Source organism: Streptomyces sp. NPDC037401 (genome assembly GCF_055602345.1).
Genome location: NZ_JBVJWO010000013.1, coordinates 130,027 through 154,699, shown reverse-complemented (window position 1 = coordinate 154,699; position 24,673 = coordinate 130,027). Strand labels below are relative to the sequence as shown.

General features: G+C 71.8%; 22 protein-coding genes and 1 pseudogene. 10 read left to right on the top strand and 13 right to left on the bottom strand.

The features are described from left to right. Positions 1 to 376: 376 nt before the first annotated feature. Positions 377 to 1,486, bottom strand: a complete 1,110-nt coding sequence (locus ACZ7H1_RS16305) for an alpha/beta hydrolase (RefSeq protein ID WP_470787213.1) — start codon at positions 1,484 to 1,486, stop codon at positions 377 to 379. 160 nt (positions 1,487 to 1,646) lie between these two features. On the opposite strand from ACZ7H1_RS16305, the gene ACZ7H1_RS16300 reads away from it, so the two are divergent. The 6 genes from ACZ7H1_RS16300 to ACZ7H1_RS16275 all read left to right on the top strand — a co-directional run bounded on the left by ACZ7H1_RS16300 (position 1,647) and on the right by ACZ7H1_RS16275 (position 6,663). Then, a complete protein-coding gene (locus ACZ7H1_RS16300; protein WP_470787211.1) occupies positions 1,647 to 3,506 on the top strand; it encodes a phosphatidylglycerol lysyltransferase domain-containing protein in 1,860 nt (619 codons plus the stop codon). 30 nt (positions 3,507 to 3,536) lie between these two features. Further along, positions 3,537 to 4,415: a dihydropteroate synthase gene (folP, locus tag ACZ7H1_RS16295; RefSeq protein ID WP_470787209.1), complete on the top strand. Its 879-nt coding sequence runs from the start codon at positions 3,537 to 3,539 to the stop codon at positions 4,413 to 4,415. Further along, a complete protein-coding gene (locus ACZ7H1_RS16290; RefSeq protein WP_470787208.1) occupies positions 4,412 to 4,870 on the top strand; it encodes a nuclear transport factor 2 family protein in 459 nt (152 codons plus the stop codon). Before folP ends, ACZ7H1_RS16290 begins: the two co-directional genes overlap by 4 nt. Before the next feature lie 285 nt (positions 4,871 to 5,155). Next, positions 5,156 to 5,515, top strand: a complete 360-nt coding sequence (gene folB, locus ACZ7H1_RS16285) for a dihydroneopterin aldolase (RefSeq protein WP_361909351.1) — start codon at positions 5,156 to 5,158, stop codon at positions 5,513 to 5,515. Next, the gene (gene folK / locus ACZ7H1_RS16280) at positions 5,512 to 6,120 is read left to right on the top strand and encodes a 2-amino-4-hydroxy-6-hydroxymethyldihydropteridine diphosphokinase (RefSeq protein WP_470787206.1); all 609 of its coding nucleotides are present in this window, start codon (positions 5,512 to 5,514) and stop codon (positions 6,118 to 6,120) included. Before folB ends, folK begins: the two co-directional genes overlap by 4 nt. A gap of 48 nt (positions 6,121 to 6,168) precedes the next feature. Then, positions 6,169 to 6,663: a DUF3180 domain-containing protein gene (locus ACZ7H1_RS16275; RefSeq protein ID WP_470787204.1), complete on the top strand. Its 495-nt coding sequence runs from the start codon at positions 6,169 to 6,171 to the stop codon at positions 6,661 to 6,663. Between the two features lie 73 nt (positions 6,664 to 6,736). Here the strand turns inward: ACZ7H1_RS16275 and folE are convergent, their stop codons facing one another. From folE to dacB, 6 genes are all read right to left on the bottom strand, one after another. Then, the gene (folE, locus tag ACZ7H1_RS16270) at positions 6,737 to 7,342 is read right to left on the bottom strand and encodes a GTP cyclohydrolase I FolE (RefSeq protein WP_470787202.1); all 606 of its coding nucleotides are present in this window, start codon (positions 7,340 to 7,342) and stop codon (positions 6,737 to 6,739) included. A gap of 107 nt (positions 7,343 to 7,449) precedes the next feature. Beyond that, on the bottom strand, positions 7,450 to 9,474 hold the full coding sequence (gene ftsH / locus ACZ7H1_RS16265) for an ATP-dependent zinc metalloprotease FtsH (protein WP_470787201.1): 2,025 nt from the start codon (positions 9,472 to 9,474) through the stop codon (positions 7,450 to 7,452). A gap of 224 nt (positions 9,475 to 9,698) precedes the next feature. Further along, positions 9,699 to 10,259 (bottom strand): hypoxanthine phosphoribosyltransferase, encoded by a 561-nt coding sequence (gene hpt, locus ACZ7H1_RS16260; protein WP_470787200.1) that lies wholly within the window; start codon positions 10,257 to 10,259, stop codon positions 9,699 to 9,701. A gap of 63 nt (positions 10,260 to 10,322) precedes the next feature. Continuing rightward, positions 10,323 to 11,372, bottom strand: a complete 1,050-nt coding sequence (gene tilS, locus ACZ7H1_RS16255) for a tRNA lysidine(34) synthetase TilS (protein ID WP_470787199.1) — start codon at positions 11,370 to 11,372, stop codon at positions 10,323 to 10,325. 262 nt (positions 11,373 to 11,634) lie between these two features. Then, positions 11,635 to 12,831 (bottom strand): zinc-dependent metalloprotease, encoded by a 1,197-nt coding sequence (locus tag ACZ7H1_RS16250; RefSeq protein ID WP_470787197.1) that lies wholly within the window; start codon positions 12,829 to 12,831, stop codon positions 11,635 to 11,637. 148 nt (positions 12,832 to 12,979) lie between these two features. Then, positions 12,980 to 14,410 carry a D-alanyl-D-alanine carboxypeptidase/D-alanyl-D-alanine endopeptidase gene (dacB, locus tag ACZ7H1_RS16245; RefSeq protein WP_470787196.1) on the bottom strand — a complete coding sequence of 477 codons (1,431 nt, stop codon included), beginning with the start codon at positions 14,408 to 14,410 and terminating at the stop codon, positions 12,980 to 12,982. A gap of 136 nt (positions 14,411 to 14,546) precedes the next feature. On the opposite strand from dacB, the gene ACZ7H1_RS16240 reads away from it, so the two are divergent. Together ACZ7H1_RS16240 and ACZ7H1_RS16235 are read left to right on the top strand one after the other, a co-directional pair. Continuing rightward, on the top strand, positions 14,547 to 15,038 hold the full coding sequence (locus tag ACZ7H1_RS16240) for an inorganic diphosphatase (protein ID WP_470787315.1): 492 nt from the start codon (positions 14,547 to 14,549) through the stop codon (positions 15,036 to 15,038). Between the two features lie 180 nt (positions 15,039 to 15,218). Continuing rightward, positions 15,219 to 16,874 (top strand): threonine/serine exporter family protein, encoded by a 1,656-nt coding sequence (locus tag ACZ7H1_RS16235; RefSeq protein ID WP_470787194.1) that lies wholly within the window; start codon positions 15,219 to 15,221, stop codon positions 16,872 to 16,874. A gap of 87 nt (positions 16,875 to 16,961) precedes the next feature. Here the strand turns inward: ACZ7H1_RS16235 and ACZ7H1_RS16230 are convergent. Together ACZ7H1_RS16230 and ACZ7H1_RS16225 are read right to left on the bottom strand one after the other, a co-directional pair. Beyond that, positions 16,962 to 17,600, bottom strand: a pseudogene (locus ACZ7H1_RS16230) (VTT domain-containing protein); the annotation flags it as partial. 142 nt (positions 17,601 to 17,742) lie between these two features. After that, positions 17,743 to 18,516 (bottom strand): MerR family transcriptional regulator, encoded by a 774-nt coding sequence (locus tag ACZ7H1_RS16225; RefSeq protein WP_470787192.1) that lies wholly within the window; start codon positions 18,514 to 18,516, stop codon positions 17,743 to 17,745. A gap of 110 nt (positions 18,517 to 18,626) precedes the next feature. On the opposite strand from ACZ7H1_RS16225, the gene ACZ7H1_RS16220 reads away from it, so the two are divergent. Next, positions 18,627 to 19,892, top strand: a complete 1,266-nt coding sequence (locus ACZ7H1_RS16220; protein WP_470787190.1) for an ion channel protein — start codon at positions 18,627 to 18,629, stop codon at positions 19,890 to 19,892. Positions 19,893 to 20,065: 173 nt separating this feature from the next. Here ACZ7H1_RS16220 and ACZ7H1_RS16215 read toward each other — a convergent pair whose 3' ends face one another. Together ACZ7H1_RS16215 and ACZ7H1_RS16210 are read right to left on the bottom strand one after the other, a co-directional pair. After that, on the bottom strand, positions 20,066 to 20,848 hold the full coding sequence (locus ACZ7H1_RS16215; protein WP_470787188.1) for an ABC transporter permease: 783 nt from the start codon (positions 20,846 to 20,848) through the stop codon (positions 20,066 to 20,068). After that, positions 20,845 to 21,792 carry an ATP-binding cassette domain-containing protein gene (locus ACZ7H1_RS16210; RefSeq protein ID WP_470787186.1) on the bottom strand — a complete coding sequence of 316 codons (948 nt, stop codon included), beginning with the start codon at positions 21,790 to 21,792 and terminating at the stop codon, positions 20,845 to 20,847. Before ACZ7H1_RS16210 ends, ACZ7H1_RS16215 begins: the two co-directional genes overlap by 4 nt. Positions 21,793 to 21,889: 97 nt before the next feature. On the opposite strand from ACZ7H1_RS16210, the gene ACZ7H1_RS16205 reads away from it, so the two are divergent. Then, positions 21,890 to 22,531 (top strand): PadR family transcriptional regulator, encoded by a 642-nt coding sequence (locus ACZ7H1_RS16205; RefSeq protein ID WP_470787184.1) that lies wholly within the window; start codon positions 21,890 to 21,892, stop codon positions 22,529 to 22,531. Here ACZ7H1_RS16205 and ACZ7H1_RS16200 read toward each other — a convergent pair. Both ACZ7H1_RS16200 and ACZ7H1_RS16195 read right to left on the bottom strand, forming a co-directional pair. After that, the gene (locus tag ACZ7H1_RS16200; RefSeq protein WP_470787183.1) at positions 22,528 to 23,094 is read right to left on the bottom strand and encodes a DinB family protein; all 567 of its coding nucleotides are present in this window, start codon (positions 23,092 to 23,094) and stop codon (positions 22,528 to 22,530) included. The genes ACZ7H1_RS16205 and ACZ7H1_RS16200 overlap by 4 nt on opposite strands. 103 nt (positions 23,095 to 23,197) lie before the next feature. Then, the gene (locus tag ACZ7H1_RS16195; protein ID WP_470787182.1) at positions 23,198 to 24,655 is read right to left on the bottom strand and encodes an aldehyde dehydrogenase family protein; all 1,458 of its coding nucleotides are present in this window, start codon (positions 24,653 to 24,655) and stop codon (positions 23,198 to 23,200) included. Positions 24,656 to 24,673: the final 18 nt, after the last annotated feature.

The window sequence follows — 24,673 nt, the reverse complement described above, 5'->3', positions numbered from 1 at the left end:
CCCTCTCCAAGAACCAACCGGACGACCGATCCGCTCGTGGCGACGCCCACATGGTAGCTGGGGATCATTGGGACCCCCCCCCCCCCCCCCTGCGGCCCCCCCCCCCCCCCCCCCCCCCCGGTCCGCTGCTCCGGCGCCGCTCCCGCGGGCGTGCCCGCCAGCAGCGTTCCGGCCACGGCGGCGGCCACGACGGCCGCCCCCGCTCTCGATATGGGTCCCACCCGTGTACTCCCCCGTACCTGTCCTGCACGTGGCATGCGTGCATGGCGATGTGTGCTGACGCATTGTCACGCATCGCTTCAGGAAGGGAGATGGGGGGTGTCGATCAAGCCGGTCGGCCGGATCCTGCCGCGACCGCCCGGACCCGCCGGCCCGGTCAGGCCTGGATGCGGCCGCTCAGCCACACCAGCATCGGCGGGATCTCACGGCGCCAGGTGTTGAAGTTGTGGCCGCCGCTGTCGAGGACGATCGAGGAGACGCGGTCGGGGGACTTCACGTCCGCGATGAACCGCTTCGTCGGGCGCAGGTTGTCCTCGCCCTTCTTGCTCGTCGTCACCAGGAACGACGTCTTCGACGGCGTCTTCTCCTTGAGGCTGCGCAGCAGGTCGGCCCGCGCCTTCAGGGCCTTGTCGCCGTGGAAGAGGTCACCGGTGGTCGGGTCGTCCGCCGCCATGTAGTACGCCGACAGGCCCACGGCCGCACCGAAGGTCCCGGGGTGGTGGATGCCCATCTTCAGCGCGCAGTAGCCGCCGGTGGAGTTGCCGACGAAGGCCAGGTTCTGCGGCTTGTCGCCGACCCGGTAGGTCTCGCGGACCGCCTGCGGGACGTCCTTGGCGAAGAACGTCTCGGTCTGCGGGCCGTCGGGGATGTCCACGCACTCGGTGTCACGGCCGCCCGCGACGGTGGGCCGCATCATCACGAGGATCATCGGCTGCATCTTTCCCGCCTTGACCTGCTTGTAGGCCGTGATCGGGTAGTTCAGCCCTTTGATCAGGTTCTCCGCCATGCCGGGAAATCCCGTCAGGACGACTGCCGCGGGGAAGTTCCGCTTCGCGTACTGCGGCTGGAAGTACTCCGGCGGCAGGTACACGTAAGCGGGGCTGGTTATCTTCGACTGCTGGCCGGCCAGCACCACCTTCTGGATCTCACCGCCGACCGCGGGCTTCGCACCGCCCGGCACGTCCAGCTTCTGGGTGCCGACGACCTTGATGTCCTTGCTGCCGGCCGAATGGTCGACCACGACGCCCATCTCGGTCTCCTGGCCGAAGAGGTCGGCCCACGAACCGTAGAAGAGGAAGGATTTGTTCGCCCCGAGGCCCACGGCGGAGAACAGGGCCAGCTGGGTCGCGAGCAGGAGACCGACCCTTCCGAGCACGGCACGCCAGGACCGGCCCGCCAGCCGGGGCCAGAACCAGACCGTGGCTGCGAAGAGCAGCACACCGGCGACGATGGCCAGCGCCAGGACCGTATTGCTGGTGAGACCCATGAGCAGTCAGTGACTTTCTTGGTGGCGGGACGAGGCAGGATGAGTTTTTTCTTCGAAAACAGTGAACCCGCTTCCCTTCCGCGCCGTCCTAGTGGTCGCACATGTCCGGATGCCGCTGTGGCACCTCGGCCACAGGATCACTCACGGAGCACGGGAAGCGATGTCTAGCAGGATAGATGGCGATAAGTCGGGACAGGTTCCGAACAAGGCCCGCCGCATCCTCCGCGGGCCACGACCCGAGTCGGTGCCCCGGCTCGTCGGTACGGCGGTGGCCGTCGTCGGGCTGCTGGACATCGCGGCGGGTGTCTTCCCCCGTTTCCGTCACAGCCGCATCCACGCCGTCACCGAAGTGCTGCCCGGCTCGGTGGGCCCCTTCGCCGCGGCCCTCGCGCTGAGCGCCGGCGTCCTACTGCTGCTGCTCGCCCACGGGCTCAAGCGCCGCAAGCGCCGTGCCTGGCGGGCCGCGGTCATCCTGCTGCCCGCCGGCGCCGTGGCGCAGTTCACGTACCGGCACTCGATCCTGGGCATGGTCATCGCGGCCGCGCTGCTCGCACTGCTCCTTCGCCACCAGAAGGAATTCGACGCGCTGCCCGACCCGCGCAGCCGCTGGAAGGCCCTCGCCAACTTCGTCCTGATGAGCGCCGGCTCCATCGGCCTCGGCCTGGTCATCGTCAACAGCCACCCGCGGCGCGTGCTCGGCGACCCCGGCATCGCGGAGCAGATCACGCACGTCGTGTACGGGCTCTTCGGCTTCGAGGGCCCCGTCGACTACGCCGGCCGGGTGTCCTGGACCGTCGGCTACTCCCTCGGCGCCCTCGGCATGCTGACCGCGCTCACCACCATCTACCTGGCCTTCCGTCCCGAGCACCCGGCCGCCCGGCTCACCGCCGAGGACGAGGTGCGGCTGCGCGAGCTGCTCGCCCGGCACGGCGGCCGCGACTCCCTGGGCCACTTCGCCCTGCGCCACGACAAGGCCGTCGTCTTCTCCCCCAGCGGCAAGGCGGCCGTCACCTACCGCGTCGTCTCCGGCGTCATGCTCGCCTCCGGCGACCCCATCGGCGACGTCGAGGCCTGGCCGGGCGCCATCGAACGGTTCATGGACGAGGCCAGGGCCCACTCCTGGACGCCCGCCGTCATGGGCTGCAGCGAGACCGGCGGCGAGGTCTGGACCCGCGAGACCGGGCTCGACGCCCTGGAGCTGGGCGACGAGGCGATCGTCGACGTCGCGGACTTCTCCCTCAGCGGCCGCGCCATGCGCAACGTCCGCCAGATGGTCAAGCGCATCGAGCGCAACGGCTACACCACCAAGGTCCGCCGGGTCAGCGAGCTCGACGCGACCGAGCTGGAGCACGTACGGGCCGCCGCGGCCGCCTGGCGCGGCACCGACACCGAGCGCGGGTTCTCCATGGCCCTCGGCCGGGTCGGCGAGGCCGGCGACGGGGACTGCATCATCGCCACCGCGCACCGCACCGACGAAGAGGGAGCGCCCGCCTCCCCGTACGGCGACCTCAAGGCCGTCCTCCACTTCGTCCCGTGGGGCCCGGACGGCATGTCCCTGGACCTGATGCGCCGCGACCGCGCCGCGGACCCGGGCATGAACGAGCTCCTGATCGTCGCCGCCCTCCAGGCCGCCCCGCAGCTCGAGATCGAGAAGGTCTCCCTGAACTTCGCGATGTTCCGCTCGGCCCTGGCCCGCGGCGAGAAGATCGGCGCCGGCCCCGTCCTGCGCATGTGGCGCGGGCTGCTCGTCTTCCTGTCCCGCTGGTTCCAGATCGAGTCGCTGTACAAGTTCAACGCGAAGTTCCGCCCCCGCTGGGAGCCCCGCTTCGTCGTCTTCCGGACCACGGGCGACCTGCCCCGCATCGGCTTCGCCGCCATGCAGGCCGAGGGCTTCGTCACGCTGGCCCTGCCGCGGCTGTTCAACAGCCGCCCGGCCAAGAAGGAACGACCCTGCGCCCACGCCACCCTCACGGCCGCCGTACCGGCCCCCGCGGTCGAACGCGAGGTCCAGGCGGCGTAGCCCGAAGGCCCCGGCCCTACCCTTGAAGCCATGAACACATTCCGCGGTGCAGACGGCTCCAGGGGCCGGGTCGAGGGACTGCCGGACTGGGACCGCTGTGCGGTGATGGGCGTGGTCAACGTCACCCCGGACTCCTTCTCCGACGGCGGCCGCTTCTTCGACACCACCGCGGCCGTCAAGCGGGGCCTCGATCTGGTCGCCCAGGGCGCGGACCTGGTCGACGTCGGCGGCGAGTCCACCCGCCCCGGTGCCAGCCGCGTCGACGCCGACGAGGAGCTGCGCCGGGTCGTCCCCGTGGTCCGCGGCCTGGCCTCCGAGGGCGTCACCGTGTCCGTGGACACCATGCGGGCCGCCGTCGCCGAGCAGGCGGTGGCCGCCGGGGCCGTCCTCGTCAACGACGTCAGCGGCGGCCTCGCGGACCCCGCGATGATCCCGGCCGTCGCCGCCGCACAGGTCCCCTTCGTGGTCATGCACTGGCGCGGCTTCAGCGCCGACATGAACAGCCGGGCGGTCTACGACGACGTGGTCGCCGAGGTCACCGCCGAGCTCCGGGCCCGGATGGAGGCCGTCATCGAGGGCGGCATCGCCCCCGAGCGCCTGGTCCTGGACCCGGGCCTGGGCTTCGCCAAGCAGGCCGAGCACGACCTCGCCCTCGTGGCCCACCTGCGCGAGCTGCGGGCGCTGGGCCGCCCGCTGCTGGTCGCCGCCTCCCGCAAGCGCTTCCTGGGCCGGGTCCTCGCCGGCGCCGCGGACGGCACCCCGCCGCCGGCCCGCGAGCGCGACGCCGCGACCGCCGCGGTCTCCGCGATCGCCGCCCACGAAGGCGCCTGGGCCGTCCGGGTGCACGAGGTACGGGCCACCGCCGACGCCGTCCGGGTGGCGCGGGCCGTCGAGGGCGCCGCCCCGTGACCCGTAGGCAGACCGACGCCGAGACCGTCGAACAGACCAACACGGCCTTCTACGAAGCCATGGAGCGCGGTGATTTCGACGAGCTGTCCGCCCTCTGGCTGGACGACGAGATCTCCTGCGTCCACCCGGGCTGGCCGGTGCTCTCCGGCCGCGGCGAGGTGCTGCGCTCGTACGCGCTGATCATGGCGAACACCGAGTACATCCAGTTCTTCCTGACCGACACGAAGGTCACCGTGATCGGGGACGCCGCGGTCGTCACCTGCACCGAGAACATCCTCAGCGGCGGCCCCGCCGAGGACGGCGGGGAACTCGGCCCGCTCGTCGGCCAGCTGGTCGTCGCCACCAATGTGTTCCGCCGCACACCCGGGGGATGGCGCATCTGGTCGCACCACGGGTCCCCCGTCCTCACGGAATCCGACGACGCCGAAGACGCGCCGGACTCGCCGGACGCCTGAAAAAACCCGGGGAGAACGGGGCACGGCAACGGCCGCGGCAGGATCGGCGCTCCGGCCGGAGACCTGCCGGAGGAGCACCTGAGGCTCGCCGGAGGATTGCGCTCCGCTGTGGCCGGGAACACGCGATCCCGAGGCGCCGACCGCCCCGCGGCCACCCCTTGGGCGTCCGCCGCCGCAACTCGCAGGTAAATTCGAAGGAGGACGACGCCGACCGCACTCGGCGTAGGCCCATGGGACCGGGGAGCCCCGGAACCGGAAGTACCTACGAAAGCAGGAGTGATTCGCGTGGATCGTGTCGCGCTGCGCGGCCTCAAGGCCCGCGGGCACCATGGCGTCTTCCCCCGGGAGCGCGAGGAAGGCCAGACCTTCATCGTCGACCTGGTGCTGCACATCGACTCCCGCCCCGCGGCAGCCGACGACGACCTGGCGAAGACGGTGCACTACGGCGTGGTGGCCGAGGAAGTCGTGGACGTGGTCCAGGGCGAGCCCGTGGACCTGATCGAGACCCTCGCCGAACGGATCGCCCAGCAGTGCCTCAAGCACGAGGCGGTCGCCGAGGTCGAGGTGGTCGTCCACAAGCCGGACGCACCCATCACGGTGCCCTTCGACGATGTGACCATCACGATCACCCGGAGCCGCGCATGAACAACGGACTGAACGCACAGAGCGACCCCACCGTCCAGCCGGTACCGGCATCCGTCGTCGAGCAGGTGGACGCGGCGGACGTGACCCTGTCCAACCCCCGGCGTGCGGTGATCGCCCTCGGCGCGAACCTCGGCAACCGCCTGGAGACCCTCCAGGGCGCCATCGACGCCCTCGGGGACACCCCCGGCCTGCGGGTCAAGGCCGTCTCCCCCGTGTACGAGACCGAGCCGTGGGGCGTCGACCCCGGCTCCCAGCCCTCGTACTTCAACGCCGTGGTGGTCGTGAAGACCACCCTGCCCCCGAGCTCGCTCCTGGAGCGCGGCCACGCCATCGAAGAGGCCTTCGACCGGGTCCGCGAGGAGCGCTGGGGACCGCGCACGATCGACGTGGACATCGTGGCGTACGCCGACGTGGTCTCCGACGACCCCGTGCTGACCCTCCCGCACCCGCGGGCCCACCAGCGCGCCTTCGTGCTGGCCCCCTGGCACGACGTCGACCCGGAGGCCCAGCTCCCCGGCCACGGCGCCGTCTCCGGCCTGCTCGCCGCCCTCGGCGCTGCCGGAGTCACGCCGCGCCCCGACCTGGAACTCCGCCTCCCCGAGTAGTCGTTAACCTGTGAGCCGCCAGTGGCGCAGAAAGCGGGGATCGGGTACGTGAAGCAACTGAGGCTGGGCGTCCTCACGGGCATCTTCGTGATCGCCGGGGTGCTGTCCTGGGCGGGCGCCAGACTGTGGAACGCCTACGGCACCCTGCCCGGGGTGCCGCTGGCCGCTCCGATCGTGCTCGCGGTGATCGCCGTGGTCCTGCTGGCCACGGCCCTGTCCCTGCGCGCCCGCCTCAAGGCCCAGCGCGAGCGCCGGCCCGGCGCCAAGGGCGTCGAGCCGCTGATGGCGGCCCGTTCGGTGGTCTTCGGCCAGGCGAGCGCGCTGGTCGCGGCCCTGGTGTCGGGCATGTACGGCGGTACGGGCCTGTTCCTGCTGCTGGACGGCCTGGACGTACCGGCCCGCCGCGACCAGGCCATCTACGCCGGCTTCGCGGTCCTCGCCGGGGCCGCCGTGATCGCGGCCGCCCTGTTCCTGGAGCGCGTCTGCAAGCTCCCGGAGGACCCGGACGAGGACGGCACCGGCAAGGCCCGCGCCCGGGCCTGACACGCCCGTCCAGGTCCCGGGCGGGGTCCCCGGCGGGAACGTGGGCCCGTGCCGCCCTGCCGGTGTACCGCCGTCAGCGCGCCATGATCAGGCTCATGGCCTCGTTGCGGGTCGCGACGTCGCGGAGCTGGCCGCGGACGGCCGAGGTGATCGTCTTGGCGCCGGGCTTGCGGACACCGCGCATGGTCATGCACATGTGCTCGCACTCGATGACCACGATGACGCCGCGCGGCTCCAGGATCTCCATCAGGGAGTCCGCGATCTGGGTCGTCAGGCGCTCCTGGACCTGCGGCCGGCGGGCGTAGACGTCCACGAGGCGGGCCAGCTTCGACAGTCCGGTGATCTTGCCGTCGTTGGACGGGATGTACCCGACGTGGGCCACGCCGTGGAAGGCCACGAGGTGGTGCTCACAGGTGCTCTGGACCTCGATGTCCTTGACCAGGACCATCTCGTCGTGGCCGAGGTCGAACGTGGTCGTCAGCACCTCCTCCGGGCGCTGGCGCAGGCCTGCGAATATCTCCTTGTACGCCCGTGCCACGCGGGCCGGGGTCTCCAGGAGGCCCTCGCGGTCCGGGTCCTCGCCGACCGCGATGAGGAGCTCACGCACGGCGGCCTCGGCTCGCTTCTCGTCGAACTCGCCGATCGTGCCCTCGCCGTCCAGAGTCACTGGGTCGGTCATGTGTGCCTCGTTCCTGTCTTTGCTCACGCCGACACGTGAAAGTGCCGCGCCCCCCAGGCTAGAACCTGGGGGGCGCGGCATCCATTCCGGGCCGGTGAGGGCCGGTATCAGTCCTCGGGGCGGTCCTCCGGGGCCACCTCGAGACCCTTTTCCGTGGTCACCGGAGCCGGGCTGCCGTTGGCGGCGTTCGTCAGTGACAGCTCCTTGGGGGAGAGCACCGGCGGACGGGTCGACGGGGTGCGGCGGGAGGAGCCGGTCCACGCGGGGCGGGCCGGGCGCTTGACGATGGTCGAGAAGACCTCGGCGATCTCCTCCTTGCCCAGCGTCTCCTTCTCCAGCAGCGCGAGGACGAGGTTGTCGAGGACGTCGCGGTTCTCGACCAGGATCTCCCAGGCCTCGTTGTGCGCCGTCTCGATGAGCTTCTTGACCTCTTCGTCGACCAGCGCGGCGACCTCTTCCGAGTAGTCCCGCGGGTGCGACATCTCGCGCCCGAGGAACGGCTCGGTGTTGTCCCCGCCGAACTTGATCGCGCCGAGGCGCTCGGTCATGCCGTACTGCGTGACCATCGCGCGGGCCGTTGCCGTGGCCTTCTCGATGTCGTTCGCAGCGCCGGTGGTCGGGTCGTGGAAGACCAGCTCCTCGGCCGCGCGCCCGCCCAGCATGTACGCCAGCTGGTCGAGCATTTCGTTGCGCGTGGTCGAGTACTTGTCCTCGTCGGGCAGGACCATGGTGTAACCCAGGGCCCGGCCACGGGACAGGATCGTGATCTTGTGGACCGGGTCGGAGTTCGGGGAGGCCGCCGCGACCAGGGCGTGTCCGCCCTCGTGGTACGCGGTGATCTTCTTTTCCCGGTCCGACATGATCCGGGTCCGCTTCTGCGGGCCCGCCACGACACGGTCGATCGCCTCGTCCAGCATGTGGTTGTCGATCAGCTTCTTGTCCGAGCGGGCGGTCAGCAGGGCCGCCTCGTTCAGCACGTTGGAGAGATCGGCACCCGTGAAGCCGGGGGTGCGGCGGGCGACGGCCGAGAGGTCGACGTCCGGAGCGACCGGCTTGCCCTTCTGGTGGACCTTGAGGATCTCCAGACGGCCCTGCATGTCCGGGCGGTCGACGGCGATCTGCCGGTCGAAGCGGCCGGGGCGCAGGAGCGCCGGGTCGAGGATGTCCGGGCGGTTCGTGGCGGCGATCAGGATGACGCCGCCCTTCACGTCGAAGCCGTCCATCTCGACGAGCAGCTGGTTGAGGGTCTGCTCGCGCTCGTCGTGGCCACCGCCGAGACCCGCACCGCGGTGCCGGCCGACGGCGTCGATCTCGTCGACGAAGACGATCGCCGGGGCGTTGGCCTTGGCCTGCTCGAACAGGTCGCGGACACGCGAGGCACCGACACCGACGAACATCTCGACGAAGTCGGAACCGGAGATCGAGTAGAAGGGGACGCCCGCCTCGCCCGCGACGGCACGCGCGAGCAGCGTCTTGCCCGTACCGGGCGGGCCGTACAGCAGCACGCCCTTCGGGATCTTGGCGCCGACGGCCTGGAACTTGGCCGGCTCCTGGAGGAACTCCTTGATCTCGTGGAGCTCCTCGACGGCCTCGTCGGACCCCGCCACGTCGGCGAAGGTCGTCTTCGGGGTGTCCTTGGTGATGAGCTTGGCCTTGGACTTCCCGAAGTTCATGACCCGGGAGCCGCCGCCCTGCATCTGGTTCATCAGGAACAGGAAGACGACGACGATGAGCACGAACGGCAGCAGCGAGAGCAGCACGCCGAGGAACGGGTTCGTCTTGTCCGGAGAGACGGAGTAGCCGTCCGGGATCTGGCCGCTGTCGGAGGCGGCCTGGAGCTGCTTGGCGATGTCGACGCCCTGGTCGCCGATGTAGTTCGCCTGGAACTTGCTGCCGCTGTCCTTGTCGTCGAGCTTCTGGCCTTCCTTCAGCTCGATCTTGATCATCTGGGAGTCACCGGTGGTCAGCTTCGCCGACTCGACCTGGTTCTGGCTGATCGCGTGCAGAACCTTGCTGGTGTCCACCGACTTGTAGCCGCCGGACGAACCAACGACATTCATCAACACGACCACGGCGAGGACGGCCAGCACGATCCACATGACCGGCCCACGGAAGTATCGCTTCACGTCCATCCATACGGGGCGGCTAGCACCCCGTCCCTCCTGCCCGTAGGTAAATGCTGCTCTGAGTGAGACTGTGAGTAAGAACTGTTCTTCGGTTCTACGGAATGTACCCCTGCATTGTCACCCGTGGCCTCGTGGGACGGCTGACAAACCCGCCTTCCCCTGCTCCAACGGCGGGAATTCCCGAAGGGTTCCCCGGCGGCCGGGGCCGCCGGGGCGTCGCAGCCGGAGGTTCAGCCGCCGTAGACGTGCGGGGCGAGCGTTCCGACGAACGGGAGGTTGCGGTACTTCTCGGCGTAGTCGAGGCCGTAGCCGACGACGAACTCGTTCGGGATGTCGAAGCCGACCCACTTCACGTCGATGGCGACCTTGGCGGCGTCGGGCTTGCGCAGCAGCGTGACGACCTCGAGGGAGGCCGGCTCGCGGGAGCCCAGGTTCGACAGCAGCCAGGACAGCGTGAGGCCGGAGTCGATGATGTCCTCGACGATCAGGACGTGCTTGCCCTTGATGTCGGTGTCCAGGTCCTTGAGGATCCGGACCACGCCCGAGGACTGGGTGCCCGCACCGTAGGAGGACACCGCCATCCAGTCCATGGTGAGCGGGGTGGACAAGGCGCGTGCCAGGTCCGCCATCACCATCACGGCGCCCTTGAGGACACCGACGATGAGCAGGTCCTTGCCCGCGTACTCCGTGTCGATCTTCGCAGCCAGCTCGGCGAGCTTCGCGTCGATCTCTTCCTTGGTGATGAGCACCGACTGGAGGTCGCTGCCCATGTCCTTCTCGTCCACCCGCATCACTTTCGTTGTCGGCCGGGGCTCCGGGGGTGCCCCGGAGGACTCAGCCGTGTTTCAGCACCATCAGCCCTGCCGGATGACAAGTCTGCCACCCTGCCGCCGGGCCTCGACGCGGCCGGGCAGGTTGATCGCTCCCTGGCCGCGCCAGCCGGTGATGAGCCGGTCCACTTCCTCGATGTGCCGGGCGAACAGCGAGCCGGCCGGGGAGCCGGCCGCGACGGCCGCCTTGCGCAGCACCCGGCGGCGGACGGCCGGGGGCAGGGCGTAGAGCTTGGCGCACTCCAGCTGGCCGGAGTCGTCGCGTACGGACGCGTCGGCCTGGGCGGCCCAGGCGTCGAGCGCGTCGGCGTCGTCCCGGGAGAGCTGGGCGGTACGGGCGAGCGCCTCGACGACTCCCTTGCCCAGGGCCTTCTCGAGGGCGGGCAGTCCCTCGTGGCGCAGCCGGGAGCGGGTGTAGGCGGGGTCGGTGTTGTGCGGGTCGTCCCAGACGGGCAGGGACTGGACCATGCAGGCCTTGCGGGCGGTCTGGCGGTCGATGTTCAGGAACGGCCTCAGGTAGCGGCCGGTGCCCCCGCTGCCGCCGGACTTCTCGGCCATGCCGGAGAGCGAGCGGATGCCGGAGCCGCGGGCGAGCCCGAGCAGGACGGTCTCGGCCTGGTCGTCGCGGGTGTGGCCGAGCAGGACGGCGGCGGCGCCGAGCCGCTCGGCCGCCTCGTCCAGGGCGGCGTAGCGGGCGTCGCGGGCGGCGGCCTCGGGTCCGCCGTCGCGGCCGACGCGTACGGCGACGGACTCCACCGGTTCCAGGCGCAGCGCGGTCATGCGGGTGACGACCTCGGCGGCGCGCAGGTCCGAGCCGGGCTGGAGGCCGTGGTCGACGGTGACGCCGCCGGCGCGGACGTTCAGTTTGGGGGCTTCGAAGGCGAGCGCGGAGGCGAGGGCCATCGAGTCGGCGCCGCCGGAGCAGGCGACGAGTACGAGGGGGCGCGTGTCGGTGGTGCCGTTCGCGCCCGGGGTACCGGCGGGGTGGCCGGGTTCGGTGAGCTCGGTGAGGACGTCGTGGAGTACGCGGCGGACCGCCAGGCGTATCGCTGCGACCGCAGGATGGGGACCCATGTCCGGTGCCCTTCGGTGGAGTTGGGATGCCTCGGGGGTATGGCTTCGGGGTGTGGCTCGGGGGTGCGCTCGGGGTGCTGCCGCTCGGTTCCGCCCCGGGGGGCCGGGACCGGCGAGACGTCACTCAGAGTGCGTCGATGGTGACAGAGCCGAGCCGTTCCCTGAGCATCGCACGCCTATCCACGGCTCACGGTCCCTCGGATGGGTGATGCTGGGGCCTTCACAGAGACACCAATCAGCCCCATGCGTCACTCACGCCGCATCATTCCTCGCCCTCACCTTCCTCGGGGCGGGTCGGCTCCCCGGAATCCCCGGGGGCGGCGGCCTTGCGGTGCACGCGGGCGATCCAGTCGGCGGGGCGGGCGATCTCGGCCTTCGTCGGCAGGGTGTTGGGCGAGGTCCAGACGCGGTTGAACCCGTCCATGCCGACCTGGTCGACGACCGCGCTCACGAAGCGCTCGCCGTCCCGGTACTGGCGCAGCTTGGCGTCGAGGCCGAGCAGCTTGCGCAGGGCGGCGTCGAGCCGGCCCGCGCCGCTGGCCCGGCGCTTCTGGAACTTCTCGCGGATGTCGGCGACGGAGGGCACCACCTCGGGGCCGACGCCGTCCATCACGAAGTCCGCGTGGCCCTCCAGGAGGGACATCACGGCGGTCAGGCGGCCGAGCACCTCGCGTTGCTCGGGGGTCTGCACGAGCTCGACCAGGGACCGGCCCTCGCCGTCCTCGCCCTCGGGGCGGGCGCCGACGAGGGACTGGGCGGCCTCGCGCAGGCGCTCCAGCACGGTCGCCGGGTCCATTTCGGTGGCGCCCAGGAACGCCTGGATCTCGCCTTCGAGGTGGTCGCGGAGCCAGGGCACCGCGGTGAACTGGGTCCGGTGGGTCTCCTCGTGGAGGCACACCCACAGGCGGAAGTCGTGCGGGTCGACCTCCAGCTCGCGTTCGACGTGGACGATGTTCGGCGCGACGAGGAGCAGCCGGCCGCCGCCGTGCTGAGAGCCGGGCAGGTCCCGGCTCGCGGGGGCGAAGGTCTCGTACTGGCCGAGCACGCGCGAGGCCAGGAAGCTGAGCAGCATGCCCAGCTCGACACCGGTGACCTTGCCGCCGACCGCGCCGAGCACGGCGCCGCCGGGGGCCGTGCCGCGGCGCTCCTCCATCTTGCCGAGCAGCGGCTTGAGCAGCTCGCGGAAGCCGGCGACGTTCGCCTTGGCCCAGCCGGCCCGGTCCACGACGAGCACGGGGGTGTCGTGCACGTCCGTTCCGTCGGGGTCCTCGGGGAGCATCCGCGTGTAGGCCCGTACGTGGCGTTCCGCGGCCTTGGCGTGTTTGCGCAGTTCGGCCACGATCTCGCGGGCCTCTTCCCGGCTCACCTCCGGGCCTGGCCGTACCAGTCGGGTCGCGGTCGCCACCGCGAGGTTCCAGTCGACCATCCCTGTCGAGGCAGCACCACCGATGCTCGTCATGCGTCAACCGTACGTGGACCGGGGGCCCTGCGGGGTGCCCCGTGAACGGCCATTTCGCGGCCGGTGGCCGGGAAGCGGCCGCAGTGGCACGGCGGCGGGACTGCTTCCAGGCGCCTTCCCGGGGCTCACCCGGCGCTTGCCCGGCGCTTCAGCCGGCGGTCGCGACCGCCGCGGCCAGCCGGTCGAGGGCGGGCTCGGCGGTCTCCGCCCCCGCCGTGTCCGAGGCGAGGAAGGCGAAGGCGAGCAGCCTGCCGGCGGGTGAGACGACCGTGCCGGCGAGGGAGTTCACGCCGCTCAGGGTGCCGGTCTTGGCACGGACCAGGCCGGAGGCCGCGGCCTCGTCGCCGTAGCGGCTTCGGAGCGTGCCGGTGAACCCGGCGACCGGCAGGCCGGTGAGGACCGGGCGGAGCTCGGGGCGGGCCGGGTCGGCGGCGCGGGCCAGGAGGGTGGTCAGCAGCCCGGCGGTCACCCGGTCGGCCCGGCCGAGGCCGCTGCCGTCCGCGAACCGGGTACCCGCCAGCGGTACGCCGAGTTTTGCGAGCTGGGCGGTGACGGCCCGCTCGCCGCCCTCGAAGCTCGCGGGCTGTCCGGCGGCGATTGCCGTCTGCCGGGCCAGGGCCTCGGCGATGTCGTTGTCGCTCTGCGTCAGCATCCGCTCGGCGAGCGCGGCGAGCGGTGCGGACCTCACGGCCGCCAGTGCCGGGCCCGCGGCGGCGCGGCGGGCGGCCGGGGCGCCGGTGACCTTGATGCCTTGCTTGCCCAGCAGCCGGGCGAAGGTGCGGGCCGCGTCGGGGGCGGGCTCCTGGGTACGGTCCGCGCGGCCCGAGTCGGAGGCGTCGAGGCGGCCCTCGTCGGCCATGAGGGCGCTGACGGGGGCGATGTTGTCGTTGCGGGGGCCGATGGGGTGGTGGGCCGGGCCCGAGTAGAGCGAGGTGTCGTAGCCGAGCGTCACCCGGGTGGTCCCGCGCGCCTTGAGGGAATTCGCGGTCGCGGCCGCCAGGGTGCGCAGGCTCGCGCCCTGGGTGCGGCCGGGCCGGGCGGTGAGCGTGGGGTCGCCGCCGCCGACGAGGACGACGCCCTTGCCGTCGGGGTCCGCGACGACCTTGGTCTCGATGCGGTGGTCGGGGCCCAGCGCGGTCAGTGCGGCCGCGGCGGTGACGATCTTGATCGTGGAGGCCGGGGTCATGGGCTTGGCCGGACCGGCCGCGTGGAGCACCCGCCCGGTGGCCACGTCCACCACGGAGGCGGTGGGGGCGGGGCCGAGCGCGGGGTCGGCGAGGAGCGGCCGCAGGGCCGCACCGAGTGCGGCGGCGGTGGCGGGCTCGGCAGCGTCCTGGGAGGGGGCGCGCAGGCCGGGCAGCACGCCGGGGGCGCTCGGCGCGGCGGCGGGCTCGCCCGCCCTCCCGGCGCCCCGTCCGTGATCTGCGCCACCCGTGCGACCCCGGGAGGCGGCCCAGTCCCGCTCGGCCTTACGCTGGCCCGAGTCCCAGGGCCCGGCCGCGGTCACGGCCCCGGCCGCGAGGGCCAATCCGGCCACCGCCGACCCCGCGGCGAGCTGCCACGTCCTCACCAATGGCACCTCGGACCAGCCCCTTTCGCGATCACACCATTGCGTGAGGGACACTTAACCACTGCGTCTTGCCGCGAGCATGGCACCCCGGCCCCCGGGCGGACGCGCTGTCACTCGAAGCATTCCGATCATGGAGGAGCAGGACGTGGAGTTCGACGTCACCATCGAGATCCCGAAGGGTTCGCGGAACAAGTACGAGGTGGACCACGAGACCGGCCGGATCCGCCTGGACCGTCGCCTCTTCACCTCCACCAGCTACCCGGCCGACTACGGCTTCGTCGAGAACACCCTCGGCGAGGACGGCGACCCGCTGGACGCGCTGGTGATCCTGGACGAGCCGACCTTCCCCGGCTGCCTGATCAAGTGCCGCGCCATCGGCATGTTCCGGATGACCGACGAGGCCGGCGGCGACGACAAGCTGCTGTGCGTCCCGGCGTCCGACCCGCGTGTCGAGCACCTGCGCGACATCCACCACGTGTCCGAGTTCGACCGCCTGGAGATCCAGCACTTCTTCGAGGTCTACAAGGACCTGGAGCCGGGCAAGTCGGTCGAGGGCGCGAACTGGGTCGGCCGCACCGAGGCCGAGGCCGAGATCGAGGCCTCCTTCAAGCGTCTGCAGGAGCAGGGCGGCCACTGAGCCCCCGCGCTTCGGCGCACGGTTCCGCTTCCCGACGGGCGGCACTCCTTCACCGGGGTGCCGCCCGTCGGCGTATCCGGCGGCCCGGAGATCGCCCCTGACACGGGTGCCCCTCCGGGTGCACCTCGGACGAAACGATTCCGCATACTGGATCACGGGCCTGGACAGATGGAGTGCGGTGTGGCGGAGTCCGAGGGGGCTGAGGATCGAGACCTCAGGAAGCCCAAGTCCGACGAGGCGCGGAGCGCGTTCGCGTCGCCGTCCGGGGTAGCTCCCGCCGCGCCGCCCGAGGAGGACCACCCGACGTCGGAATTCGCCGTTCCGACCGGGATGGCCGGCCCGCCGGGCGAGGCGTCACCGCCCGAAGGGGCTTCCGCTTTCGTCCAGCCGAGCACCTACAGCGCCCAGCAGTCGCCGGGCGCGTACACCCCCGGGCAGAGCTTCCCGGTCACCCGGATGACCGAGTCGCCGTGGCAGGACCGGATGCGGACCATGCTCCGGATGCCGGTCGGCGAGCGGCCCGTACCCGAGACCGCGGTCAAGGCCGACGAGAGCGGCCCGCCCGTCGGCAGGGTCCTCGACCTCACCCTGCGCATCGGGGAGCTGCTGCTCGCGGGCGGGGAGGGCGCCGAGGACGTGGAGGCGGCGATGTTCGCCGTCAGCCGCTCGTACGGGCTGGACCGCTGCGAGCCGACGGTCACGTTCACCATGCTGTCGATCACCCACCAGCCCTCGCTGGTCGCGGACCCCGTCACGGCCAGCCGCACGGTGCGCCGCCGGGGCACCGACTACACCCGGCTGGCGGCGGTGTACCGGCTGGTGGCCGACATCAGCGCTCCCGAGGTGGAGATCTCGCTGGAGGAGGCGTACCGGCGCCTCGCGGAGATCCGCCGCAACCGTCACCCGTACCCGACCTGGGTGCTGACCGCGGCCGCCGGCCTGCTCGCGGGCGCGGCCTCGACGCTGGTCGGCGGCGGGGTGCCGGTGTTCTTCGCGGCGGCGCTCGGCGCGATCCTGGGCGACCGGCTGGCGTGGCTGGCGGCGGGCCGTGGGCTGCCGGAGTTCTACCAGTTCGTGGTCGCCGCGATGCCCCCTGCCGCGATCGGGGTGGCGCTGTCCCTGATGCACGCGGACGTGCGCGCCTCCGCCGTGATCACCGGCGGGCTGTTCGCGCTGCTGCCCGGGCGTGCCCTGGTGGCGGCCGTGCAGGACGGGCTGACCGGGTACTACATCACCGCCGCCGCCCGGCTGCTGGAGGTCATGTACCTCTTCATCGGCATCATCATGGGCGTGCTGGTGGTGCTCTACCTGGGGCTCCAGCTGGGGCCGCCGCTGGATCCGGATTCCGTCCTGCTGATCACCGAGCGGCCGGCCGTGCAGATCGCGGCCTCGATGGTGCTGGTGGCGACCTTCGCGATCCTGCTCCAGCAGGAGCGCTCGACGGTGCTGATGGTGACCCTGAACGGCGCGGTGGCCTGGTCGATCTTCGGGGCGATGCACTACGCGGGCGGGATCCCGCCGGTGCCGTCCACGGCGGTCGCGGCGGGCGTGGTGGGCCTCTTCGGCCAGCTCTTCTCGCGCTACCGGCACCATTCGGCGCTGCCGTACGTGACGGCGGCGATCGGCCCGCTGCTGCCGGGCTCGGCGACCTACTACGGGCTGCTGGCGATCGTCGAGAACCAGCTGAACAAGGGCCTCGGCTCGCTCATCAACGCGGCCGCGCTGGCGCTGGCGATCGCGATCGGGGTGAACCTCGGCTCCGAGATCTCCCGGCTGTTCATCCGCATCCCCGGGGCGGCCAAACGCCGCGCGGCCAAGCGGACGCGCGGCTTCTGACCTCGGATTGCGCTCTGCCTACGGGGGCTTCTAGCGCTTGGCGTGGCGGCCGCGGGGGGCCGGGGCGCCGGGGGCGGCGGTGCCGTCGCCCGCGGCTGCGGCGTTCTTGGACTCCCTGCGGGCCTTGAGGACCTCGAAGATCACGGGGATGACCGAGATCAGGACGATCAGGACGAGGATCGGCTCGACGTTGGTCTTGATGAACTCGATCTGGCCGAGGAAGTAGCCCGCGACCGTGACGCCCGCGCCCCAGCTGATGCCGCCGATGATGTTGTACGTCAGGAACGTGCGGTACTTCATCGAGCCGGCGCCCGCGACCATCGGCGCGAAGGTGCGGATGATCGGGACGAAACGGGCCAGCACGATGGCCTTGGGGCCGTGCCGGTCCATGAACTCGTGTGCCTTGTCGAGGTTCTCGGCCTTGAAGAGCTTGGAGTTGGGCCGGTTGAAGAGCTTCGGCCCGAAGAACTTGCCGATCATGTAGCCGACCTGGTCGCCGATGATGGCGGCGGCCACGATCAGGGTGCAGACCAGCCACAGCGGCTGGGTGATGTACTTGCCGTCGGCGACCAGGAGGCCGGCCGTGAAGAGCAGCGAGTCGCCCGGCAGGAAGGCGAAGAGCCCCGATTCGGCGAAGACGATGACCAGGATGCCGATCAGGCCGTATTCGGAGATCAGGTAGTCCGGGGAAAGCCACTCGGGTGCGAGCGCAAGCGTCGTGTACACGGGTTCCGGGCTCCTGGATTGGGGGTCGCGGCGGTGCGGTGGAAGAGGTGCCTCCCAATTATCAACACATGCAGACCCCGCCCGGTTCCAGTACCCGGAGGGGTCTGCTTTTCCTGCCATTTACCCTTTTTTTGCCGGCACCTTACGCACTGTCCTGCGGGGCGTGCCGGTCGGCGTTCGCCACGATCGCGTCCCGCACGAAGCGCGCGAGGCCCGGCCGGACGGCCTCGTACGCGGCGGTGAACCGCTCGTCGGCCACGTACATCTCACCCAGGCAGCGGTGCATCTCGTACGAGCAGGTGTAGTGGCTGCGGGTGATCCAGCCGCGGTGCTCCTCGGCGAGGTCCATGCCCTGCGGGGAGTCCGCCGGGACGCCGGCGTCCATGGCCTCGGCCATCCGGCGGGTGACGTCCTCACCCTCCGCCGTGATCCGCTTCCAGTCCTCCTTGGTGTACGAGGCGCTGCGGCGGGCCGACTCCCGGTAGGCGTCGGTGTCGCCCCAGCGCCGCTCGGCCTCTTCGGCGTACTGCTCCGGGTCGTGGTCCCCGAAGACCTCGAACTTCTCCTCCGGGGTGAGGTTGATGCTCATCCTGCGTGCCTCCATCGCGCGCTCGACTGCGGCCGCCATGGCCTGGAGCCGGGTGATCCGGTCCGCCAGCAGCGCGTGCTGGCGGCGCAGGTGCTCCTGCGGATCGGTGTCCGGGTCGTCCAGGAGGACGGCCACCTGTTCGAGCGGGAATCCGAGCTCCCGGTAGAACAGGATCTGCTGCAGCCGGTCGAGGTCGGCGTCCTCGTAGCGCCGGTGCCCGGCGTGGCTGCGCCCGCTCGGCGAGAGCAGGCCGATCTCGTCGTAGTGGTGCAGCGTGCGCACCGTCACCCCGGCGACACCGGCGACCCGGCCCACGGAGTAGCTCATCGTTCCCGCTCCCCTGTCCTCTGGTCGGTACGCACCTCACTGTGGTCCCTCACGCGGCGTGAGGTGCAAGCCGGGATGCCGCGCCCGAAATGCCCCACTACGTTAAGCGGATGACGATGAGTCCCCGCGCCCTGCTCGGCATCGCCCTCCCCGCGCTGGCCGTCGGGGTCGGGGCGAGCCTGCTGCTGCTCGGCGTGAGCGAGCTTGCCGAACTGCTCAAGCAGGTGCTGTGGGAGACCCTTCCGGACGCGGTGGGGGTGGGCCGGTACTCCGTGGTGTGGATGCTCGCCGTGCTGGCCGCGACGGGCGCGGCGGTGGGACTCGTCGTCTGGAAGGTGCACGGACACGCGGGCCCGGACCCGGCCACGACCGGGCTGGTGGACGCGCCGCTGCCGCCCGGGGTGGTGCCGGGGCTGCTGCTGGCGAGCGGGCTGGCGCTGGCGGGCGGGGTGAGCCTGGGCCCGGAGAACCCGATCACGGCGGCGAACATCGCGCTGGCCTGGTGGCTGGGCCGGAAGCTGGTCCCCGGCGCCCCGGCGCAGCTGTGGGTGATGCTGGCGGTGGCGGGGACGGTGGGGGCGCTGTTCGGGACGCCGGTGGCGGCCGCGCTGGTGCTGACGGAGACGCTGACGACCCCGCGCGCCGCCGAGTCCGGCGACCAGGGCGCGCTGTGGGACCGGCTGTTCGGGCCGCTGGTGGCGGCGGGAGCGGCCGGGCTGACGGCCACGCTGATCGCCCAGCCGTCCTTCGCGCTGGCCCTGCCGGCGTTCGACCGGCCGGGCTGGGGCGACCTGCTGGCCGCGCTGGTGGTCGCGTCGGCGGGGGCGCTGGCGGGGATGGCGGCGGTGTACGTCTTCCCGTACGCGCACCGGGTCTTCCACGCCCTGCCGCATCCGGTGGTGATGCTGACGGCGGGCGGGGTGGTCCTGGCGCTGCTGGGGGCGCTGGGCGGCCCGCTCACGCTGTTCAAGGGGCTGGACGAGGTCCGCGAACTGACCCTGGACCCGGGGGCGTATTCCGGGGCCACGCTGCTGCTGATGGCCGGGGTGAAGCTGGTCGCGCTGGTCGTCGCGTCCGCTGCGGGCTTCCGGGGCGGGCGGATCTTCCCGGCGTTGTTCGTGGGGGTGGCGCTGGGGATGGCCGCCCATGCGGTGGTACCTGCGGTGCACATGACGGTGGGGGTGACGTGCGGGGTGCTCGGGGTGCTGCTGGCGGTGACGCGGCAGGGCTGGCTGAGCCTGTTCACGGCGGCGGTCCTGGCCCCCACGGCCTCGGGGCTGCTCCCGCTGCTGTGCGTGGCCACGCTCCCGGCGTGGCTCCTGGTGACGTCGCGCCCCCTCATGCAGCTGACCCCGTCGGGCACCCCGCTCCGCTGACCCACCGGGGCTCCGCCCCGGCCCCCGTGCCTCAAACGCCGGCGGGGCTGAACGTGGCCGCAACTCGCCCGCGAGCGGGAGCCGACAGCAGCCACATCAAGCCCCGCCGGCGATCGAGGCGCCGCCGGAGGCAGGCTCGGCCGGCCTCCGGCGGGGCTGGAAGTGGCCTGGCGTCAGCGGGAGAGGGAGCGGAAGCGGTGGACGGCCAGGGGGAAGAAGACCGCCAGGAGGGCGAGGGGCCAGGCCACGGCCAGGAGCGTCGCGTGGGAGTACGCCCAGGAGTCCGGGATCCCGGCCGGGTTGCCGAACAGCTCGCGGACCGCCGTCGCCGTCGCCGACATCGGGTTCCATTCGACGGCCGCCCCCAGCCAGCCCGGCATCGACTCCGGCGTGGCGAACGCGTTCGACAGGAATCCGACCGGCCACACCAGGATCTGCACGGCCTGCACGAACTCCGGCTTGCCCGCCACCATCGCCAGGTGGATCCCCACCCACAGCATCGCGAACCGCAGCAGGAGCAGCAGCCCGAACGCCGCCACCGCCTGCGCCGCCGAGCCGTGCCAGCGCCAGCCCAGGGCCAGGCCGACCCCGGCCAGCACCAGCAGGCCCAGCGCCGACTGCAGCATGTCGGCCGCGCTACGGCCCACGAGCACCGCCCCGGGCGTCATCGGCATCGAGCGGAAGCGGTCGATCACGCCCTTGTTCAGGTCCTGGGTGACGGCCAACATCGTGCCCTCCAGCCCGAACACCATCGTGAGCGCCAGCATCCCGGGTACGAGGAAGTCGACGTACTCCCCCTCGATGGCGCGCCCGCCCCCGATCAGGTAGGCGAACATCAGCAGCATCATCACCGGGAAGACCAGTCCGACCAGCACCTGGACGGGCTGCCTGGCCCAGTGCGCCAGCTCCCGCCGCGTCATCGTCCAGGAGTCCGAGACCACCCACGCCGCACTCATGCCGCTGCCTCCACCGTCTTCGAGCCCGTCAGTCTGAGGAACACCTCGTCGAGGGTCGGGCGCCGGACCGCGATGTCCGACGCCTCGACGCCCGCGTCGGCCAGGGCCCGCACGGCATGCCCGAGCACCCCCAGCCGGTCGGGCGCCGGCAGGCTCAGCCGCAGGCCCTCCTCGTCCGCCTCGCCGCCCGGCAGCACCCGTACCGCCGCCGCCAGTGCGGCCGCGTCCGGCAGGACCACCTCCACCCGGTCGCCGCCCACCTTCTCCTTCAGCTGGTCCGGCGTGCCCTCCGCCACCGCCCGGCCGCCGTCGATCACCGAGATCCGGTCGGCCAGCCGGTCCGCCTCTTCCAGGTACTGCGTGGTCAGCAGCACGGTCGCGCCGCCGCCCACCAGCGAGCGCACCGCCGACCAGACCTCCGCGCGCCCCCGCGGGTCCAGCCCGGTCGTCGGCTCGTCCAGGAACAGCACCTCCGGGTCCGTGATCAGCGACGCCGCGAGGTCCAGGCGGCGCCGCATGCCGCCGCTGTACTGGCGCACCGGCTTGCGGCCGGCGTCCGCGAGCCCGAAGCGCTCCAGCAGCTCGTCGGCCCGCACCCCGGCGCGCCGGGCCCCCAGGTGGTAGAGCCGCCCGAACATCTCCAGGTTCTGCCGCCCGCCGAGCTCCTCGTCCACCGCCGCGTGCTGCCCGAGCAGACCGATCCGGCTCCGGACCTCGGCCGCGCGGGTCCGTACGTCCAGTCCTGCGACCCGTACCTCGCCCGCGTCGTGGCGCAGCAGGGTGCTCATGATCCGTACGGCCGTGGTCTTGCCCGCGCCGTTCGGGCCGAGCACCCCGTGCACCGTGCCGCGCCCCACGGCCAGGTCCAGCCCGTCCAGGGCCCGCTTCTCCCCGTACCTCTTGTGCACGCCGTTGACGAAGATCGCCGCCTCGTATTCCGCCATCGCACCCGCCTCCATTCCAACTAGTCAATCTTGACTAGCCGCCGCTCACCGTACTGCCCGGTTTTCCGATTCGTCAAACTTGAATAGTGTGGGTCGCATGTCTGCGATCCGTCTTCTCGTCCTCGGCGCCGTCCGTCAGCACGGCCGGGCGCACGGCTACCAGGTGCGCAACGACCTGGAGTACTGGGGCGCCCACGAGTGGTCCAACGCCAAGCCCGGCTCGATCTACCACGCGCTCAAGCAGATGGCGAAGCAGGGCGTCCTGCTGGCCCACGAGGTGGCCCCCAGCGCCGCCGGCGGCCCGCCCCGCACCGAGTACGAGCTGACCGACGCCGGCCGCGAGGAGTTCTTCCGGCTGCTGCGCGAGGCGCTCGCCGCCTACGACCAGAACCGCGACGTGCTCTCCGCCGCGATCGGCTTCATGGTCGACCTGCCGCGCGCCGAGGCCCTCCGGCTGCTCGGCGCCCGCCTGGAGAAGCTGGCCGGCTGGCGCAGCGCCGTGACCGAGTACTACGTCCCCGAGGAGGGCCCGGAACAGCTGGGCCACATCGGCGAGATCATGAACATGTGGGTCCACTCCGCCGACGCCGAGGCCGACTGGACCCGGGGGCTGATCGCCCGGATCGAGGGCGGGGCGTACGTGTTCTCCGGCGAGGGCGAGCCCTTCATCGGCGTCCTCGCCGAGGGCCAGGAGAACCCGTTCGCCACGACCACCTCGGCGGACGACCCCCCGGCTTAGCCCTGCCCTGCCGCGCCCTGCCCTGCCGCGCTCTGTTCCGCCGCGATCAGGGCGAAGGACGTGCCGCCGTCGAGCGACTCGCGGACGATGTCCGCGTGGCCGGCGTGCCGGGCGAACTCCTCGATCAGGTGGAGGACGAGCCAGCGCATCGAGACCTTGCCCTCCGGCGGGAACCACGGGGCCTCGGGGAGCGGGAAGGTGTCGTCGAGGCTCGGCACGGACCGGACGAAGGCCTCCGTCTCCGCCGCGACCCCGTCCCAGAAGGCCAGGGTGGCTCCGGTCGTCTCGTCGCCGACCAGCCGGAAGCTCTCCGCCCAGGTCTCCTCGGTGCGCTGACGCTCGTTCGGGCGCTGCTGCGCCAGCCGCAGCCAGTTCAGCTCCGTCTCCGCCACGTGCTTGAGCAGCCCGGACAGCGAGAGCTCGCTCGCGCTGGGGCGGCTCGCCGCCTGCTCCTCGGTGAGTCCGAGCAGCGAGCGCCGGATGGCGCCGCGCTGGGCCTCCGCGAACGCGAGGAGCGCGCCGCGCTCGTCGCCCCGGGCCTCTGCGGGAACGTGAGTGACCATGACCAACCGCCTCCGTCGTACCGTGCGTGGTGGGATGCCGTTCTGCCGACACGACACACGCTACGGACCCTTGCGGTCAGCCCCTGTCCTAGATGGGCGCCGCCTAGAAGGGGAATTCCGTGCGGCCGTGCTGCACGGAGATCCACTTCTGGGTGGTGAAGGCCTCGACGGTCGCGTCGCCGTTCAGGCGGCCCAGTCCGGAGGCCTTCTCCCCGCCGAAGGCGGCCAGCGGCTCGTCCCCGATCGTGGAGTCGTTGACGTGGATCATTCCGGTCTCGACCCGCTGGGCGAACCGCACGCCGCGCTCCACGTCCCGGGTGTGCACGGCGCCGCTCAGCCCGTACGGCGTGGCGTTGGCCAGCCGTACGCCCTCCTCCTCGCCGTCGAAGGGCACGATCAGGGCCACCGGGCCGAAGATCTCCTGGCCCAGCAGCGGGGAGTCCTCGGGCAGGCCGGTCAGGACGGTCGGCTCGACGAGGTTGCCGCGCGTGCTGCCGCGGACGAGCACGGTCGCGCCGTCCTCGACGGCCCGGTCGACGAGCGCGGTGAGGGCGTCGGCCTGGAAGGAGTTGATGAGCGGGCCGATCTGGGTGTCGTCCTCGCGGGGGTCGCCGGTCTTGAGGCCCTTGACCCGGGCGGTGAAGCGGGCGGTGAACTCGTCGGCCACGGAGCGGTCCACGAGGATCCGGTTGGCCGCCATGCAGACCTGGCCCTGGTACACGAACCGGCTGAAGACGGCCGCGTCGACGGCGTAGTCGAGGTCCGCGTCGTCCAGGACGACCAGGGCGCTGTTGCCGCTCAGCTCCAGCACGGTCCGCTTGAAGTGGCGGGCGGCGACCGCGCCCACGTGCCGGCCGACCCGGTCCGAGCCGGCGAAGGAGATCACCTTCGGCACGGGATGGGTGAGCAGCGCATCGCCTATCTCGGCGATGTCGGTGACCAGGACGTTCAGCAGGCCCGCCGGGAGCCCGGCGTCCTCGAAGAGCTTGGCGATGACCCCGCCGCCGACCACCGGGGCGTTCTGGTTCGGCTTGATCACGACGGCGTTGCCGAGGGCGAGGGCCGGGGCCACGGACTTCAGGGTCACGAGGAACGGGAAGTTGAAGGGGCTGATGACGGAGACCACTCCGACGGGCAGCCGCTGGACCCGGTTCTCCTTGCCCGGCACCGGCGAGGGCAGGATGCGGCCCTCGGGGCGGACGGCGAGCTGCATGGCCTCGCGCAGGAACTCCTTGGCGATCCAGACCTCGTACGCGGCCTTCGTCCGGGTGCCGCCGAGCTCGTCGATCATCATCTCGATGATCTCCGCCTCGCGTTCGCCCGTCAGGGCGAGGACTCTCTCCAGGACCGCGCGTCTGTCGTAGGGGCTGGTCTCGGCCCAGGCGCGCTGCGCCCGCTCGGCCGCCCGGTAGGCCCGGTCCACCTGCTCCACGGTGGCCACGGTGATCGCGGCGAGCTTCTCGCCGTTGTACGGATTGACGTCGATGATGTCCCACGAGCCGGTCCCGGCCAGCCATTCGCCGTCTATGTACTGGTGAGCCAGCTCGGTGAATATGGACATGCCATCCCTTACTGCGAG